General features: G+C 46.7%; 14 protein-coding genes. 4 read left to right on the top strand and 10 right to left on the bottom strand.

Features of this window, described 5'->3' with window-relative positions; translation table 11 throughout:
* Nucleotides 1-85: 85 nt before the first annotated feature.
* On the top strand, nt 86-1,099 hold the full coding sequence (locus STSP2_RS10960; RefSeq protein WP_146662117.1) for an IS5 family transposase: 1,014 nt from the start codon (nt 86-88) through the stop codon (nt 1,097-1,099).
* 149 nt (nt 1,100-1,248) lie between these two features.
* Here STSP2_RS10960 and STSP2_RS10955 read toward each other — a convergent pair whose 3' ends face one another.
* Complete coding sequence (locus tag STSP2_RS10955; RefSeq protein ID WP_169853157.1) at nt 1,249-4,173, bottom strand: Ig-like domain-containing domain; 2,925 nt, start codon at nt 4,171-4,173, stop codon at nt 1,249-1,251.
* A gap of 88 nt (nt 4,174-4,261) precedes the next feature.
* On the opposite strand from STSP2_RS10955, the gene STSP2_RS10950 reads away from it, so the two are divergent.
* Both STSP2_RS10950 and STSP2_RS10945 read left to right on the top strand, forming a co-directional pair.
* Complete coding sequence (locus STSP2_RS10950; RefSeq protein ID WP_146659670.1) at nt 4,262-4,831, top strand: winged helix-turn-helix domain-containing protein; 570 nt, start codon at nt 4,262-4,264, stop codon at nt 4,829-4,831.
* Entirely contained in the window at nt 4,738-5,310 is a 573-nt protein-coding gene (locus STSP2_RS10945) for an IS630 family transposase (RefSeq protein ID WP_146659672.1), read from the top strand. The genes STSP2_RS10950 and STSP2_RS10945 overlap by 94 nt, the downstream gene beginning before the upstream one ends.
* On the opposite strand, the gene STSP2_RS10940 is transcribed toward STSP2_RS10945, so the two are convergent.
* From STSP2_RS10940 to STSP2_RS10905, 9 genes are all read right to left on the bottom strand, one after another.
* A complete protein-coding gene (locus tag STSP2_RS10940; RefSeq protein WP_146662622.1) occupies nt 5,294-5,938 on the bottom strand; it encodes a hypothetical protein in 645 nt (214 codons plus the stop codon). The genes STSP2_RS10945 and STSP2_RS10940 overlap by 17 nt on opposite strands.
* Before the next feature lie 386 nt (nt 5,939-6,324).
* Nucleotides 6,325-7,581, bottom strand: a complete 1,257-nt coding sequence (locus tag STSP2_RS10935; RefSeq protein ID WP_146662620.1) for a DNA-binding transcriptional regulator — start codon at nt 7,579-7,581, stop codon at nt 6,325-6,327.
* Between the two features lie 89 nt (nt 7,582-7,670).
* Nucleotides 7,671-8,012: a hypothetical protein gene (locus STSP2_RS10930; protein WP_146662618.1), complete on the bottom strand. Its 342-nt coding sequence runs from the start codon at nt 8,010-8,012 to the stop codon at nt 7,671-7,673.
* A gap of 882 nt (nt 8,013-8,894) precedes the next feature.
* On the bottom strand, nt 8,895-10,703 hold the full coding sequence (locus tag STSP2_RS10925) for a DUF4091 domain-containing protein (RefSeq protein WP_146662616.1): 1,809 nt from the start codon (nt 10,701-10,703) through the stop codon (nt 8,895-8,897).
* A complete protein-coding gene (locus STSP2_RS17340; protein WP_169853156.1) occupies nt 10,700-10,837 on the bottom strand; it encodes a hypothetical protein in 138 nt (45 codons plus the stop codon). The genes STSP2_RS10925 and STSP2_RS17340 overlap by 4 nt, the downstream gene beginning before the upstream one ends.
* A complete protein-coding gene (locus tag STSP2_RS10920; RefSeq protein ID WP_146662614.1) occupies nt 10,834-12,315 on the bottom strand; it encodes a sodium:solute symporter family protein in 1,482 nt (493 codons plus the stop codon). Before STSP2_RS10920 ends, STSP2_RS17340 begins: the two co-directional genes overlap by 4 nt.
* Before the next feature lie 44 nt (nt 12,316-12,359).
* Nucleotides 12,360-13,181: a type II secretion system protein gene (locus tag STSP2_RS10915; protein WP_146662612.1), complete on the bottom strand. Its 822-nt coding sequence runs from the start codon at nt 13,179-13,181 to the stop codon at nt 12,360-12,362.
* A gap of 10 nt (nt 13,182-13,191) precedes the next feature.
* The gene (locus STSP2_RS10910; protein ID WP_169853155.1) at nt 13,192-14,253 is read right to left on the bottom strand and encodes a uroporphyrinogen decarboxylase family protein; all 1,062 of its coding nucleotides are present in this window, start codon (nt 14,251-14,253) and stop codon (nt 13,192-13,194) included.
* Nucleotides 14,254-14,331: 78 nt separating this feature from the next.
* Nucleotides 14,332-16,104: a Gfo/Idh/MocA family oxidoreductase gene (locus tag STSP2_RS10905; protein WP_146664051.1), complete on the bottom strand. Its 1,773-nt coding sequence runs from the start codon at nt 16,102-16,104 to the stop codon at nt 14,332-14,334.
* A 131-nt stretch (nt 16,105-16,235) separates the two neighbouring features.
* Between STSP2_RS10905 and STSP2_RS10900 the strand changes: the two genes are divergently transcribed.
* Nucleotides 16,236-17,087, top strand: a complete 852-nt coding sequence (locus tag STSP2_RS10900) for a helix-turn-helix domain-containing protein (RefSeq protein WP_146662608.1) — start codon at nt 16,236-16,238, stop codon at nt 17,085-17,087.
* The last annotated feature ends 444 nt before the right edge of the window (nt 17,088-17,531 follow it).

The raw sequence follows: 17,531 nt of genomic DNA, 5'->3' as shown, positions 1-17,531 counted from the left end.
TTCGTGCAATTTATTGCCCTTTTGTTATAATTAGCTCATTGACAATTACATTACGGTTATTCGACTCATAATCAAAGGATTGATCATGATGCAAGCAGGACTTTTCGACTGGCAGACTCGTTTTGAACAACTCGACAACAGCGGCGACCCACTTGTCAAGCTCAATGAAATAGTCGACTGGGAGCAATTTCGCAAAACCCTTGAGGTTGTCAGAGATAAAAAACGCAAGTCCAACGCAGGCAGAAAACCCTTTGATGTTATACTCATGTTCAAGATATTGATACTTGATTCCCTGTACAATATATCCGACGATCAGCTCGAATTTCAGATAAGGGATCGTATTTCCTTCATGCGTTTTCTCGGTCTGGGTATTGGCGACAGAGTGCCTGATGCAAAGACCATATGGCTTTTCAGAGAACAGCTCACCGAAGCCGGCCTTGTCGAAAACCTTTTTACTCAGTTCGACGAGTTTCTGCGTAAAAACGGCTTTTCCGCCAAGAAGGGTCAGATCGTTGATGCCAGCATTGTGGCTGTTCCAAAGCAGCGCAACACCAGGGATGAGAATAAATCCATCAAGAACGGCGAGGTTCCCGAAAACTGGAGCGATACCAAGAAACGCCAGAAAGACACCGATGCACGCTGGGTGCAGAAGAACGGCGTAAACTACTATGGCTATAAGAACCATATTGATATTGATGTTAAGCACAAGTTTATTCGCAGCTGTGAAGTAACGCCTGCCTCTGTTCATGACAGCAATGTCTTTGAAGACTTGCTTGATGCAAACAACAGCAGCAAGGATGTATGGGCCGATTCTGCCTACGGCTCGACGGAAAAACGGGATAACATTAAAGAAGAAGGCTACCGCGGCCAGATTCAACGAAAAGGCTGTCGTTATAAAAAACTGACTCAGCGTCAGATAGAAGCTAATTATAAACGTTCGAAAACTCGCAGCCGAGTTGAGCATGTCTTCGGCATACAGAAGATGCGGGCGGGCAACTTGATCATTCGAACTATAGGAATAGCCAGGGCCAAGACGAAAATTTGTATGCGAAACCTTGCGTATAATATAGACAGATACTGCCTGCTGGCTCGACTTTAGCCGCCAACGGTGCGGCACTACGGCTGCAAAGCCAGCCGGTGCCGCTTGACGCCAGTACTGAATGCCGTCATATTGAGACAAATAATCGTAATTGTGCAACAGTGAGTTCAATTTTAACTCAAAATATTGTTAATTAAATACGTGAGCCGCTAATCTTGATTTTTTAGAGGTGGCCTTATTTTTCCAAGGCCAAATTCGCGGGTCGTCTTTTCGCTTATTTCGCGATAATTCTCCCCCAGGAGCTCGCGGATGACAGCGTCCTGCTCGGGGAATTTGACTGGAGCATCAGGTTGCAATTCAACATTAAGGTGCGCTCCGCTCAGGAGCAAGGTGCCGCCATCAAAAACAAAATCACGAATTCGCATAAACTCATGCTCATCAAAGGTGTTCCACCCGAGAAAAATCATGGCCTTGTATTCTTTCATCACGTCCAACGGGGCTTCGATGGGAAGTATATCAACCGTACCATAAGGAGTGGAAGTGAACCATCCATCAGGGCCGCACATATTCAAAGTATTTTCCGGATAAAAAACTTTAAGAAGATCCCAGCTTTGTGCAGCTTTGTTAAACTTCCATTTTTGACCGCTTTGGGACCAGAGGCTGTGGCGTCCAAAACATTTCCAGGCATCATTTCGTCCCTGTACAACAGCGATTGGACTATTCAGACTACCTCTGCGGGTATGCGTTTCGATGAAATCCAGCATCTGGTGCTGAGCGAAAATATGCGCTTTGCCGGATTTTGAATACCTGTCGTTCATATATTCATCGACCCAAAGCGCATCTTCCGTGTTCATTTGGGAGGATCCATGCATGTAAGCTACTGCCAGCGACATGTAAAAACGTAAAGCATGCTTGGAGTTAGTAAAATCGCGAGATCCCCATTGCATCGCATGTAAGGTTCCGTAACCAGAACGGCTATAGGCTCGCGATGCTCCTCTCAAAGAAGAAAGAATCACTTCCTCTGGTCCGTACATTTGTTCGGCTCCCAGCCAATCGTATCCAGCCTGATACAAATATCTGAAAAGCGTCGAAGGACCTGTATGGCGAGTACTTTCTCCCTTTGAATACCTAACATTATCGACGAACTGGAGGGCCCCGTCTGCCATATCCTTTACACCTTCGGGATCATAGTGAACAAACGTGCCATGATCTGTGTAAATGGGCCTATGCTTTGCAAATATCCCACCGTAGGGCCAATTCCGAGCTGCTATATCGGAGGATAGACCCTTATATCTGATATGTCGCCAATAATAATAACCACCATCGTTTTCATGGGCCTGTTTACCCCGGAACATTGGTGACATTAAAGTCTTCAATGATGGATTCAGTCGATTGCCAGCCAGCGTGCGTCCTTCCACTTGCCAGGCGAAAGGCATTTCCAAACCTTCCAGCAGACTGATGTAATTCCTGACCCATGAAGGATCCACTATTCGAAAGCCGCTCCACTGATATGAAGGGCGAAACTGGTACCAGTTCCCAATTCGATTGGCAACATACCACTTGAAAAAATGGTCGTAAAGTTCGTAGTCCTTGTCCAGGTACATTTCATCACCGCTTGACAGATAGATCTCTTCAGAGGGCTTTGCTATGACTTGAGCAACCTCCGCCTTCTCAACTCTCTGGCCATCATCAAACTCAAAATGTATCGGCACCCCGGCCTCTCCTGCACGGAACTCCACCACATGAAGACCCGGCTGCTCAAAGCGGACTTCCCGACTGCCGGGCTTTACATCTCCGTCACTTTTGATACTAAGTTCTATATCGGGCTTATTAGTCTCTATCAGAATACCTAAAGGTCCCTGTTTTCGCACGAACTTCGGAACAGATATTACTTCATAATCCCTGGCGGTTTCCTCTATCAGTTCCACCTGCCGCAATTCATATGGAAACGAGGCACGATGCGATTCCTTCAGTAGAGTCAGCTCGAAAGTCGCCTCACCGATCAGATCATCAGGAAGCGGGATAAAGAAGTCGGCAACATATGATGCCCTGTCAAAGCGACGACCCTCGAATACGGTCTTTCCGTCAGATTTCAGTTTCCACATGGGCCAGCTGCGCATCGAAAGATTGACCCCAACCCAGTAATTGGTTTTGTCCTTTCTGTCAGCAAGTTTAGTGAAGGGAATGGAGCATGCTCTCTCGCCGTCTTGCTCAAGTATTGGCGATTCAACCCAGCACTCGCCGCTGAAATCAGTCCCGCCCACTATAAGCAGGACGCAGGAAAGATTTTCAGGCAATTCAAATGTTTTCTTCACCTGCTGATAATCAGAAGATCCTTCCGGCACAGGAATATATAGAATCTTATCCGGTTCATCGTAGATGTCATTCGGGGTGCGCCCTGGCTTTTTATTGAACAGTTCGATCGTTATGCCGAAATCCCCTTCAGGGCTTTTCTGCAGATCATTCTTTTTTAAGACAGGCAAAGTGACAGTCAGCTTGCCGGGCTTAAGTGTTCCGTTGGCAATTCTGTAATAGGCATGGCGTTCGAATTTATCGTTATCGCCCCGAAAGTAAAGTGAGTACGACTCATTTTTAGTAACTTCGGAGTTCAGACAGTCGTCAATAAGGACCTCTGCATCACGAAATTTATCTTCGCCGCGTCCATGAAAAGGAGGCGGCATTTCAACCCCGCCCACAACCCGAAGAAACCGGCGAACGGCAGTTTCGGAGTTGGACTTTGGAATAGATAAAGAGATTGAATCATTGGGCTTTAAAGTAAAGAATTGTTTTCCAGCGTCCGGCTTATATACAACTTTGCGAGTCTCTTTCCATGCCGAAGACGCGGGAAGTGTTGTAAAACTCCATGAATAGCCCTGATGAAGTTCGGTACCATTATAAGAATCCACAACCCAGTAATATGTCGTATCATCGGCCAGTGAACCGTAAGCAGTCTGAAGCTCACCACTGGCAATGGTAGTTGCAACACCATTGTCAATAATTTGTGTCAAACCAAAATTCGGCAAAAGAAGATTGGGCTCACTTGAACCAAAGTAAACGTCATAAGTCGCGGGTGAATATTCAACGGGGGCAGTCCAGCTGAGATCTGTATCCAGAGCAACACCGGTCATACGCATTGTGAAATTTTTTCGCGCGCCACGGTTTTAGACTTGCGCCATCGCTAATGATGTGTCATAATTCCTAAAAAATGAAAGGAAATATGGCATGCACATCAGTGAGATCAAGTACGGTGACCTGCAAAAGTTAAAAGAAAAAGCTCGGATTGAAACCAATGCAAAGCAGCGAGATCGATATCGGGTGGTAGCCCTGGCATTGGAGGGATGGCAAACAAAAGCGATCATGACAAAACTTGATCGCAGCAAAAACTTCGTTCAGCGATGGTGTTATTTCTACCGTGATGGCGGCATTGAGGCTATCGCACCAAAACGTCAAAGCGGCAGGCCTACAAAACTGCCACGCAAAAAAGAGCCTGAGTTGATCAAGCGAATTCAAGATGGACCAACCGATTCAGACGGTGGTGTATGTGTGCTACGCGGCAGAGACATAAGACGGATTCTTGAAAGAGAATTTGGCGTAAAATATTCGCTCTTCGGCGTCTATGATCTAATGCATAGATTGGGGCTTTCATGTCTAAAACCAAGGCCTAAGCACCGAAAGAACGATCCGGAAAAAATGCAGCAGTGGTTGGAGCAAGCCCCCTTTTTGTCCAAAAAGTCCGAACAGAAAACCCCGAAAAGAAAATTGAGATCTGGTTCCAGGACGAAGTGCGAATAGGCCAGCAAGGAACACTGACCAATGTTTGGGCTCCAAAAGGATCCAGGCCTACAGCAGTAAAGCAGACCGAGTATGATTGGGTATATATTTTTGGAGCTGTCAATCCTGTCAATGGCAAATCGTCGGCTGTGATTACTCCGACTGTTAACACTGATTATATGAATCACCACCTGAGATTTATAAGCGAGGAGGCAGGCAAAGATGTACATGTGGTTCTGGTTCTTGATCAGGCTGGTTGGCATATCGCTAAACAGTTGGTTGTGCCGAAGAATATCAGCCTGCTTCACCTGCCTGCATACAGTCCGGAATTGAATCCGATAGAACGTCTTTGGGCCTATATGAAGAGTCACTACTTGAGCAACCGCATTTACAAAAATTATGAGGAAATATTCAACGCAGGAACAGTTGCATGGAACAATATAACCTCAGAAATGTTCTGCTCAATATGCAATACTGAATGGATTAAGCATGAGAATTAATCACAATGCGTATCAGACCGTCAGCAGGCGAAGGCGAAAAAGCAACGTCACCTTTTGTGATGAGGCTTATATTATCAATCATGGTTGTTGCCGTCCACCCACGTGAGCCTGGATCGTTTTCTGTAAAACGCAGGGCAAGTCCATTGCCGGCGGTACCCTCGATATACAACACTACAACAGCGGTCGTCAGGAAATTGGTGCCCCTGCCCGGATCCGGAATTATAATGTTTTCACTTGCCAGTTCTACGTCTTCCGTGGTGTCTCTCAGCGAAACCAGCAGATTGATCGGGCCATTCGTCGACGAATCACGTCTGTAACCGTAATCGAAAGTGACTTCGTAAAGCGAATATGTACCGGCATCAACGTCACCTGCATCGGAAGAAGTGATCTGCTGTTCGTAATAGCGAAGGCCATCCCTGTCCTGCCAGCAAGCGGTCATACCTGGAAGACCAGGAACTCTTTGCCCGGAGACATACGAACCGCTGGCAACCCACCCTTCCGGAGCTGTCCCTGAGTTGGTAGCCCAAATATCACCAGACTCGAAATCTCCATTCACGATGTTAATGACAGCTGCGTTCAAACATCCAGCCATCACCAAGACCAACACAATACCTAAAAGCTTTTTCATTGTCCATACTCCTTCCAATAAAACACGTTCTCTACTATTATCTCCCTGCAGGAAGCACAATTGTGTCCAGAATACAACTGTCGGCACTTCCCCGGCTGGCAAATGATTGGATGAGCGCAACTTGAAAGTATTGCCCAGGGTTCACGACAAGTCATTCACATTGGCTGGCAATGTTAGAGTCCTTATTAACTAAAAATATAGAACAAGTATCTAACATGATTATGCAAAAAGTCACCGGCCAAGTAAACGCAGTTTCGTTTCTTTAAACCGCATTTTTGTGCAAATCAATGCCCAGCTCTCCTGAACTGTAAGATTGCCATAACTAAAGCGGGAAAAATCAGCACGAAATAGCCTACGAATATCTGCCCAAAGTAGGTCCTTGTAGCTCACATGCTCGATCCGAACTGCTTTCTGAACTCAAGAGGGTTGACGCCTTTTTGGGAACGGAAGTATTGTGCTATGTAGTCAGTGCTTGTAAAGCCGAACTCAAGAGCGATTTGACAGATGGACATGTCGGTCTCTATTAGCCGCCTCTCAATTTGCTCTACACGCTTCTTTTTAATAAAGGCGTAAACACCGCACTTGAGTTCACGCTTGAACTTCTCGTATAGACAACGCCTTGAAACAGAAACTGCCTGCAGCACGTCATCCACCTGAATTGGCTTCCTGCAATTCCTTCTTATGAATGAGACAGCCGCCGCAACGTCCGCATCTTGTATGGCCGATATATCCGAAGACTGCCGGGTCACAACATAGGACGGTTCGACACGAATAGTTTCTGGTGGCACCTGCTCCCCAGACATCATTTGATCCAACAATTGAGCAGCTTGAAAGCCAGCAGCCTCCAGATTCAATGCTATACTGGATATTGACGGATTAGCCAGCGTGCAGATAATTTCATCATTATCTACACCGAGCACCCCGATATCCTCAGGAATTCTGAGATCCGCATGACGAGAGGCCCTTACCACCTGCTGGGCTTGGTCATCATTGCAACAGAAAACGCCACATGGTTTCTCAAGCGACTTAAGCCAATCCGCAAGCACAAGCTGCTCTTTTAGCATGTCGCTGCCACTATCCTTCGCAGATTGGCTATAACATTCCGCTGCAAAACCATTTCGTTGCAATTCTTCGCAAAAAGAGACGCCCCTTTTAGTAGACCAGAACATGTTTTTATAGCCGACGTAACCGAAAGAGCGAAATCCTCGTTCCAAAAAATGTTTGGCGCCCATTTTGCCAACAGATTGGTCGTTGGTCATCAATCTGGCCGCTGATTCTGTATGCTCTTCCATATAGCTTGCGAAAATAACAGGAGTAAGCGATCTATTTAGCTGTCTGGCTCTTGTAGTATCACGAGTGATGATACCGTCCGCAACCCATCTACAAGGATCATTGTCTTCGCTAGAATTTTCATTGGCCAAATAAAAAGGAATCTCTCTTTCCAAATTCCATGGGCCATACAAGGAAGAATACGTGGCAATTCCACGCAACAGCCCGCAACCGTATTCACGCGAGGATTCAAGCAAAACCAGCACATATGGGTAACTTTGCATAATCAGGTCACAATTGTGAGCATAAGAGCTGTCGACCATTGACAATATAAAATTCAAAAGTAAAATAAAAGGAATTTTTAGTTTCTGCAAGCATATTTTTGCTGCTGATGGAGCTGGTAACACCGAAACATTGAAAGCCGGCAAGTGACTAAACCAAAAGCAGGTTCAACGATTCTTGTTTATTCTTTAATGACCCGACAATTATTAAACTTCTTCATGAGCAGCTCGTGGATCACTACGGCTGCAAGCGACTGAAGCTGACTGATTCCCAAAGGCGGCGATTGGCGACCAAAGGGATTGTCCTGGGGAGGCATATTCAGGCGAATGTGCCAACGCTGTTTCAGCCGGACACAATGCTTGGCTGGTATCGCAAGCTGATGGCTCAAAAGTACGATGGTTCTGCGAACAGATGCAAATCCGGTCGCCCTCGCATTTCGCAGGAAATAATCGAAGAGGTTTTGCGTGTCGCAAAGATAAACCCCTCCTGAGGTTATGACCGCATAGTAGGCGTTCTCGCCCATGTCGGGCTAAAGGTGGCCCGCTCAACGGTAAAACGAGTCCTCGACGATCACGGCATAGTCCCTGAACCTAATCTCAAGAAAAAGGTTTACCAATTCACCCTATCAAATCGCTTCTTCTGCCAGGCGTTTTCATTGAAGCTGGACGGGTTACCCTGAAGGTTCTAAGGTTCTCTTCGAATTCCTTCAAAGAGACCCTGTCAACGCCACTGCCGCCACGATTGGACTTCACCAGATGGTAAGCTTGCCATACACTCTTCTTGGAAATAACAAAAGGTTTTGAATTTGTCTTACACATTCTGTTCCTTCCGTTTCCGGTTGACAGAACAGTAAGACCGGATGAGACATTCCCTTCGCTTCCACCTCATTATAAAGCTTTCATCGCTACTACGGAATGTTCCGCCCCTGTGATCCGCATCGGTACTCTCACACTCGTGGTTGTATCCACTTGTGCTTCTCCCTTGACATCGGAACGACAGGTTCTCACGTTCCCCACAGGCCCCTACCATCAGGTCACGCCATGCTTTACGCCGGATGCCGTACAGGCCGGATGCAGGTAACGCCTGTACTGATAACAGAATAAAAAGGGATTCTGCTTTCGACATCAATCTGGGTTTACGACGCCTCATCACATGGTTCACTTACGTTCGTCTCCTGATAGCTCATCTGACACAGTCAAGCCGTGCCTTCTCCATAGCCGCTCACCACAAAGGCTCTTTACCAATGCAGCGCTATGGCGATTTGTCACCTGCCCCTACCGGCCGATGACGGAGGGCCAAAATCCTCCATCACCTGTGGAGCATGACACGTTCAGTTTCTACATTCGACACCTCCCGCGTCTTCGTGACGCACCTTTTTGCACCGCACGCCATGGCGGAAATACTCTCATAAAGACTGGACTAAAGAACTGGGGCAGATCACTAGCCGACTTAACTGCAGTATAGACACATTAACATCTTTCACCTGAACGGAAGCTGCTGTGTTGTTTGTAACGGATTGATGATCAATCACAGCCAATGCCGCATCAAGTTCTTTCACTGCCTTTTTGACTCTTGGGTCATTTAATTGTTTGGCTGCAAGCTTACGAAGTATATAAATTTTCTCATAATCCTGAATACCTTCTCGCAGCCTCTCGAAGCGGATCGAACTCCTTGGGCCAGGGTAGATCATAAAGCAGTCTCCTGCCGCCCAAACCTGGGGCCAGTATTTCGTATCATAAAACGGATTCTCATTCCATGAATTATACGCCCATCGCAAAAACCCGGATCGATTCTGGGCAGCGGCATACAATCCCATCCACGCCGATTCCGCGGGTGGGGAAAAGGTAAAGGTATTCGGCCGAGTCGGATTACAACAAACATAAAAAGTTGTCTTAAGCCCACGACTATTGCGTTCTTGAACCATATTGGGATCTACAGAAGTACCAAATGTAGAACTCCAGTCATTGATCGTAAAATCGCTGGGCGGATGATTCGACGCCGAAGACAGTTGTATTGAGGGGGCATATTTTTTTAGAATCCCGGTTGCAGCGAGCACCTGTTTTTCACCCCGCTCGTCAATCGCAATAGTCAGACGCCCACCCCATCCTTTTTCTTTGGAGTGCTGCTCTAATGCCTTGAGAAAGGGCCCCCAGATTTCCTCATAGGCTGGATTGCCCGCTATGGCCCCAACGTCCTTCCAGTCGCCGCTCTTGGCGTCAATGTACCGAAAGGAATTGGTCCAGGGAATCATAGAATAACAGTTAATCTGATCATCAAGTCCCACACGTTCTGCAAATGCCACGTATTTATCCAGAATACTGAAGTCATATTCCCATGTCCCGTCACTTTTGCGGGTCCAGGTAACCATTTCCTCGAAGCCATCGTATACTTGGGCGCCCCATGGATGATGGAACAAAGAAACGGTCAAGCATTTCTGTCCCGCTTCTGCCAGCATCCGCCAATATGGCTCCATTAATCGAAAGTGCTCATCGCTCCAGGGTTCGACTCGATGCCAGCGAGCAACGGCAAAGGGATTTTGCCAGAGATCAAGGTGAAACTTCCAGTCTTTCGGCGCAGGCAGGGTCAATGGCAACACCTCGAGTTTGAAAGTAAAATCGAGGCGAACGTTTCCCGCCGCTTTGACAGCCACCTTTCCAGAATAATGGCCTGGCTTTGCGTCACGGGGCACTTCCATGGTTACCCATACAGGACGGGTCGTGTTGGCGGCCAAATTGAGTCGCTCGACAGGATCAAGAATATCAGGATACAAGGTCTCTGCAGCAAGGACATAACGAACAAAATTCGCATTCAGCGAGCCATCGCCCAAGCTATCGCCGTCTTTTGAAACCATCGCTGTAGGCTCCATTCTCAATTGTCTAACAGGTTCTTTTGAAAAAAGAACAAGTTGGGCGTAAACACGTTCGCCACGCCATGCGGTTCCCGACCATTGATTAGTCGGGGATTCAAGTTCAGGAAGACGCCCTTTGGCATATCGTTGATCAATAGAACCAACCGAGCCATGAAGTCCATTGCCAGTAAGAACCGCGGCCTTTGTTGTTTTATTTGAAGTTTTGAAATCCTCACCTGATGGCTCAAATGCCGAGTGATGCAGTCCATAAAGATGTTGTTCTGCAAAAATATCTCCGGTTACAAAAAACATTAATGCTATAACAAGTAGAGTCTTTATCAATGGTACTCTTAAGAGACTAATCATTCATTCTCCTTTCCAGACAGACTTTTAAGCATCTGCTTGATATCCGCACCGCCCCTTACAGCCACATAGCCGAGAATTACAAGGTACCACCCTATGCAACCAACCGAAAGTATCAGCCAGAAATACTCAATCATATCAATTCATCCCTTCCCGGATTAACTTTGAATTTCAACAAAGATCCCGTCACCATTGCAATCGCAACGAGGACGTATGTGGCAGTTCCCCAAATGTATGGTCCAACTCGCACAGTCAATTCTTCTGTTGCAGGTACTTTCTGCATTACCAGAAAACTGAAGGGCATTACGGAGCCGACGATGATCGCTGCTGCTGCACCCCAGCTATTAGCCTTTTTCCAGTAGCAGCAAGCTATCAGCAGTACAGACATGCTTGAAAGATAAATACTGCCGGTAACTCCAAGATATGTCCATACATCGCCCTCGATCTTGTACCAAAGACCGTAAACCAGCAGAAACACACCGATCATTGCAATAATGAAGCGATTCCACATGAGCCCCTTTTTCTGAGACCACTTACCTTTGTGGAAAGGAGCCATGATGTCGTTGTATATTACGCTGCCCCATGTAAGCATGTAAGATGCATCGGTGGACATATCAGCAGCCAGCATTGCTGCAACAGTAATTCCCATCGCTATAGGAGGGACAAACCCACCTAGAAACTTTGGCATCGCAAGCATGGTATTATCGCCGACCTGCTCCGGAGTCAGCACAGCGAGTGCTGCTACCCCCCAAAGTCCGGGCAAAATGAACCGGCAGACGAAAAATGGACTGGTGCCCTTGTATATCTTTCCTCCGGTTGCGATGTCTTTGGTGGAAAGAACTCGCTGGATCATTACCTGCCACGTGAGGACCACTGACAGGGCAACAAGCGCGTTGAAGATTACATACATGACCCCCATTTGTTCATGCACAAAAGGATTGAAACCACCTTCACCGTAATTCATCTGGATGGCTTCGACCATAGATCCCCAGCCAACCTTGATGAATATAAGTACCGTAACGATCAACAATCCAATGCTCATCATGATGAATTGCAGGTAGTCGGTTATCAAAACTGAGATCATCCCGCCCATGATTGTGTACAGTCCGATCCCGAGCAGCAGCAAGGTCATTGTGATTTCTAGATATTCGGGGTTAAGTCCGCAAACCGCAACCAGGAAATCGCCGCCCATTCTCAGAAATATTCCCATATTTAACAATCCGCCCAGGACGATCACTACACCGCTCATCCAGCGGATCTTCGGTCCGAACTTTTTCTCGAATAATTCGGGTATTGTCATTACTCCGGCTTTGCGAAGGGGTTTTATGCCAAAACCGGTAGCACCCACAATGAACATCGCAAGAGCCAGCAAAATGCCGGGAGTCGCCCCGGCGAAGCCTTTGTCGTAACCATTCTGTGCAGTGTACATACATGTCACGATACCGAATTCACAGGCTGTGAGCGATGCAATGCCAAGATATATATTGAGCTCTCTGCCGGCCACAAGAAACTGATCGACTTTTGACACGTACCGCTTGACCATGACACCAATAGTCACTACGGCGAGTATATAGACCCCAACTATTCCGCCGTCAATAAGTGTAAAATTACTCATAAGATCCTTCTAAATTTTTTATCAACACTTCTTAAAAGTTCTGATCAGTTCGGCCGGTACGGTTTGGTCAGATCAATGGATTTGGTTGTCCTGAAATTCTGATGCCATTTTACCGACCACATCTCATCGAGTTTTAGCGTTCCTACACTGGTATCCGTAAAACCCACATTTACAGCCATATTATGGCGATCGATCAAGAACCTTGCCATGTAGGCGGTTTCCATATCCGGAAAAGAGGGACTGTTCGGCGTCCCATAGCCGCTTCCCATGAAATCATTGACGGGTTCGTACTGCTCAAAAGGCCAGGAGCCTACCCAAACCGAGTCTGAGAATACCGGCACACTGCCACGCACTGTGCTGTATTTTTTGAACCAGTTACCAGGATAGTTCGATAAAGGCGGATTAGTTCCGAATGATCCGCTCTTACCTGATTGAAGCCAAAGATTCATGCCGTAGCTTCCTTCTCCGCCAAGGTATTTCCAGGATTTATTCAAGCCGCCAAACCAGTAAGCATCGGCACTAGATGGCCTTTTAGTTGACGGACAAAAAGTTACTTCCATCGAGCCCTCGATGTTCTTCTCGGGGTTATCCTTGTAATCATTATCTCCAAGATAGGGAGCGATCTGATGAAACCAGTACTCACCGACGGAATGTATCATGGGAACGCTCGAGCCCTTGTTGTCCTCGGCATACATAGCCATCGCCAAGGTCATCTGCCTTACATTTGTGCGACAAACAAGCGATCTGGCCTTCTCCTTGACCATTCCAAGAGCAGGCATCATGATAGCCAGCAGTAATGCGATTATCGAAATTACTACCAGTAATTCTATAAGAGTGAACGCGTTGTCTTTTCGAGGTCTGCGCATTTGCCAACTCCTAGCTTACATTCTTAAGTTCTGCATTTTTGAGGAAATTCTGCAATGCTCGAATGTTCTCGATCTTATAATCAGGCTCGAGGTGATAGATTATTTGCATTCTGCCGCCATCGTTTTCTTCGATCACCTGTTTCGCCCAACTGATGATCGGCTCGGGTGTATCAACAGAAAAGTCGGCGGGCATGGGAGCTACATCAATAGGAAAAGCAGGGCCGAACAACTCTCTGGCCTTCGATATGGATGTGTCGCCGCCCAGGTCAAGAGCGTGCAATCCATCCATCTGCTTCATTGATTCCAGCAGATGAGTGCTTGCTCCGCAAGAATGGAATCTCAAAGGTCCAAGTTCCCGGGCGATTCGAGACGCATGCGGCACAACCACATCTTCAAACATCTGCGGATTCACCATGCAGCCTGAACATTCGCCAATATGAACCGAAGTGATCGGCAGATCCGCGATCTTCGAAAAATGCTTTACCAGAACAATAAACGATTCCGTTATCCAGTCCATTACCTTCGCGACTTTTTCCGGCTGCATCATCAGATCAATAAAGACACTTTCACCGAGAAACTTTTGCGCAGTAGTCAATGTACCATGCAGCGTTGCTCGACCCGAAGCATCCCAGAAGAACGGAGGAATGGGCTGGAGATCACCTTGCGATCGTATCTCTTTGATCTGTTGGTCAAACAGCTTTATAATTTCATGGTCGATCATCTTATCAGGCAAAGGCAGTCGGTCTGGGTCTACACCTTTAAGCGGAGTCATTGAAATATCTGCATCCATCGAATCACTGGTTATAAACTCGGCCCCGATAAGCATGCCAAGTATCATATTGGGCTGAATGCCGCCTACCAGTACCTGATCATTGGTGAAATGCTCGAGCTGTCCAAGGTTGCTTTCAGTGTAGAAGATGCATAGGTCGCCAAGTTCCTTGGCCGCATATTCATTACAGCTCAGATCCACCTTATGGCGTCTGTATGGATCAAAGTAATAATCGCGATCGAATTTAACGTCGAGGTGTTTTGCCATCCAGCCTTTAGATAATGAGCCTACCAGTGGTACCAATCTAACATCTCCAATCTTTTATAGTACTGAAGCCGTCAGACCGCGGCGAGCCAGGAATCTGACGGCATGATTAACATTCTATGCATCATTACTAATGGATATTTTGAGTTTCGATAAAACAGAGTTGCCGGTGCCAAGATTTTTCAAACGCAAACGCAGCTTTCCATCTTTACTGTCAGCCTTGGTAAAAGGATACTCCAGCCAGGTACCCTTGCTGAAAGATTCCAGTTTGTCAGCCTTGCGATCTTCGAAAGTGACTGACTGTTTTCTTTGCCCTTCGAAGTCATACGCATAAACAGATATAACTCCGGACGAGTTTCGAGGCACGGAAATATCGATGCCCCAGTCGTTGCCGTAAAGACAATGAGTCGGTGTGCCGCCAATACCGGGCCAACCCGAAAACTGTGAGGGATTGCCAACTAAACTCACAGAAACATCAGGAAGTTTTACTTCTAGTTTACCTTTGCCAAGATTAAAAGCTTGAGTCGGCATACCGTTTTCTGTAATGACCTGGGCCTCAGCGCTGCCGGGCAATTTGAATTTGCGGTTGTCGATGGCAAAGTAGGGTTCGCGTGTCTTCCACTTGCCGCGTGTGAAATCGGGCACCTTCACGGGTTTCGAATCTTCCTTGATAGATTTACCCGAGAGCGGTACAAGGCAGCTCATGAGAACAGCATCATAAACGTCTAAAGGTGTTTGCGTCTGATCTCTGACTGCATCAATAAAAGTTTTCAATGTCAAAAAATCAGTACCTCCATGACCGCCCTGAAATTCCTGCTGCCACCATTTGTGCTCAAACGCATTCTGGTATGGAGCAAAGGGCTCCCACTGATGATAACCAGGGCTGTGGTCGGCAAGGTAAACAGATTTATGACATTCGTCATACAAGCCTCGTGTACCCTGGATCATCCAGCGATTGTCATAAGGACGTGGAAGCTGCATGTCATAATTGACAATGATCGTTTTGCCTTTTTTTGTCTTAATTGTGGTAGTGACGATGTCTCCCTGGGCGTATTCGCGTTTGGCTCCTGGGTGATCGGGGCCAAATTTATGTTTGAAATAATCATTGATCCCTGCGGAGAGAGTGGCTGTAGAAGTCAGGCTGTCGAGATAATCACCACATCCTATATCCATCCAACTGTATACCGGCCCGACGCTGTGGGTCGGATACTGATCCCGGTTGTAATCTAAAAGGTATTTCGCGGGCCACCTGTCCTTGCCTGTAGCTGCGTCAAAAAACCAGTGGTCGATGCAATCGTGGCTATGAGCACAGTGGCTGTGTACGATCTGCCCAAACAGGCCCTGTCGAATCATGTTCAGGACCGCAAGGTTGTCCCGCCGAAAGCTCCAGTTTTCCAACATCATGCATGGTACTCCGGTTTCCTCCGAAGTGTTGACGAGTTCCCAGCATTCATCTATCGTCAATGAGGAGGGAACCTCAACACCAGCGTACTTGCCTGCATTCATACAATATACAGCCATAGGCGTATGCCATTCCCATGGGGTTGCAATGATGACAGCATCGAGATCGTCCCGGGCCATAAGTTTCTTATATGCATGTTCATCGCCGCTGTATTCGTCAGGCTTTTGGTCAAGCCTTTGCTCGACAAGTCTGGTGGCAGCGGAGAGTGCATTCTTATTAATATCGCACAATGCCTTTATCTCGATGTTTTTAACACCAGTTAATGTGGCAAGCAGGCTCGTACCACGAGCACCCGTACCCACCATCCCGATTTTTACGACCTTATCGCTTGCAGAGGCTCCGAATATTTTTGCACGGCCAGTCAGGGCCATTCCAGCCGTCAATAATCCGGTCGACTTCAAAAAATCTCTTCGACTTGTAAATCCCATGCTTGAACTCCCAGCTAAGGTTATAATGTGATTGAATAAGAATCAGTTATTTGTTATTATATGGCCTAATGAATGCAATTCAATGCATTAGCTGTGTCGAAAAGTGACAAGATCAGGCGAAGTGTGATATAGTGATTGAATGGTCAGTAGACATCCGAACAACCAGGTATCTGCCAAGTTTTGAGGTGCCGATCCATGTTGAAGTTGAAGTCCAGGAGGACGAATCATACTGCCACGAAGGCAGATTCTACAAGGAGCAGAAACACGTAATTATTCTTTTTACCTATTCAGGCCAAGGTTTGTTCATAGACAGGGATGGTAAGTATGAGCTGAACCCAGGCTCCTGTCTGCTTTGTTATCCAGGCGCGACTGACATTTGCTACAAGTACCCACCGGGCCATAAAGAGCCATGGCGATTCCTCTGGTTCGGATTTGCCGGCGGCAGCACCAGGGATAAGACATCTGATCTGCTAGACAGGTTTGGGCCTGTGTATGAATTGACATTTAATTCAAAGATGATTGAGCGACTTGAGCTTCTTCGGGCATATAACGACGTTATTTACGAGATGTCCCCATTCGAGGGTTCCAGGCTTGTACTCGATGTACTTTGCGAACTGGGAGAGAGCACTTCTGCTAATTCTGTCAGCCAGAGTAACTTACTTATGCAGCGAACGCTTAAGCTGATCGATGCCCAACTTAATGAAAAGATAAGTGTGAACGGGATTGCCAGAACGCTCAAAGTCTCTCGCGAACACTTATCCAGAGTTTTTAAAGAATCGACCGGCACCACACTTCAAAAATACATAATAGACAGAAAGCTTAAGATCGCCTGTAAGCTACTCAATGAAACAAACCTGTCGATCAAACAAATTACTGTACGCCTGGGCTTCAATGACCAGAGGAACTTTTCACGAACATTTCATAAAAAGACGGGCATGACGCCAAGAGACTTCAGAAACGCCAATCTGGAGATCATTCTCTAGCGACGTACTAATCCAAATAATTGAATCCGAGACTACTCAGAAAGCAGTTTACTCAATTTCAAGAAAGCCGATTTTACCGCGTTAACCTATACTGAGGCTGGCATCCTCTCAACGATTTTTGCCTATTGCAGCCAGTTCTTTTTCGAGTTCCATTACTGCAGCCTCTATTGCTGAACTGCTTATTGTGATACCCGACCATCTTTTAGTTTTGATCCTAGCTCAGTAAATCGGCCTTTTGCGTATCATTGATCAATTGAAGCTTTCGAGCCATGCAGACCTTTGCAGCTATAAGTCGGGTGTCATGTTTTCAGCCGACACATTGAAATCAGGCCCGCTGGCTCAAAAGCAGGGTGCTGTGCCCCATAGACGTAATCTTCCTAACAAAGAGATGTCTGCAAAAAAAATTGGATTGCATTATCCGGCAGAACCATCGTTGTTGTTGTG

Source organism: Anaerohalosphaera lusitana, assembly GCF_002007645.1.
GTDB classification, from domain to species: Bacteria; Planctomycetota; Phycisphaerae; order Sedimentisphaerales; family Anaerohalosphaeraceae; genus Anaerohalosphaera; species Anaerohalosphaera lusitana.
Note: the sequence above shows the minus strand (reverse complement) of the source record. Positions and strands in the feature narration are given on the sequence as shown.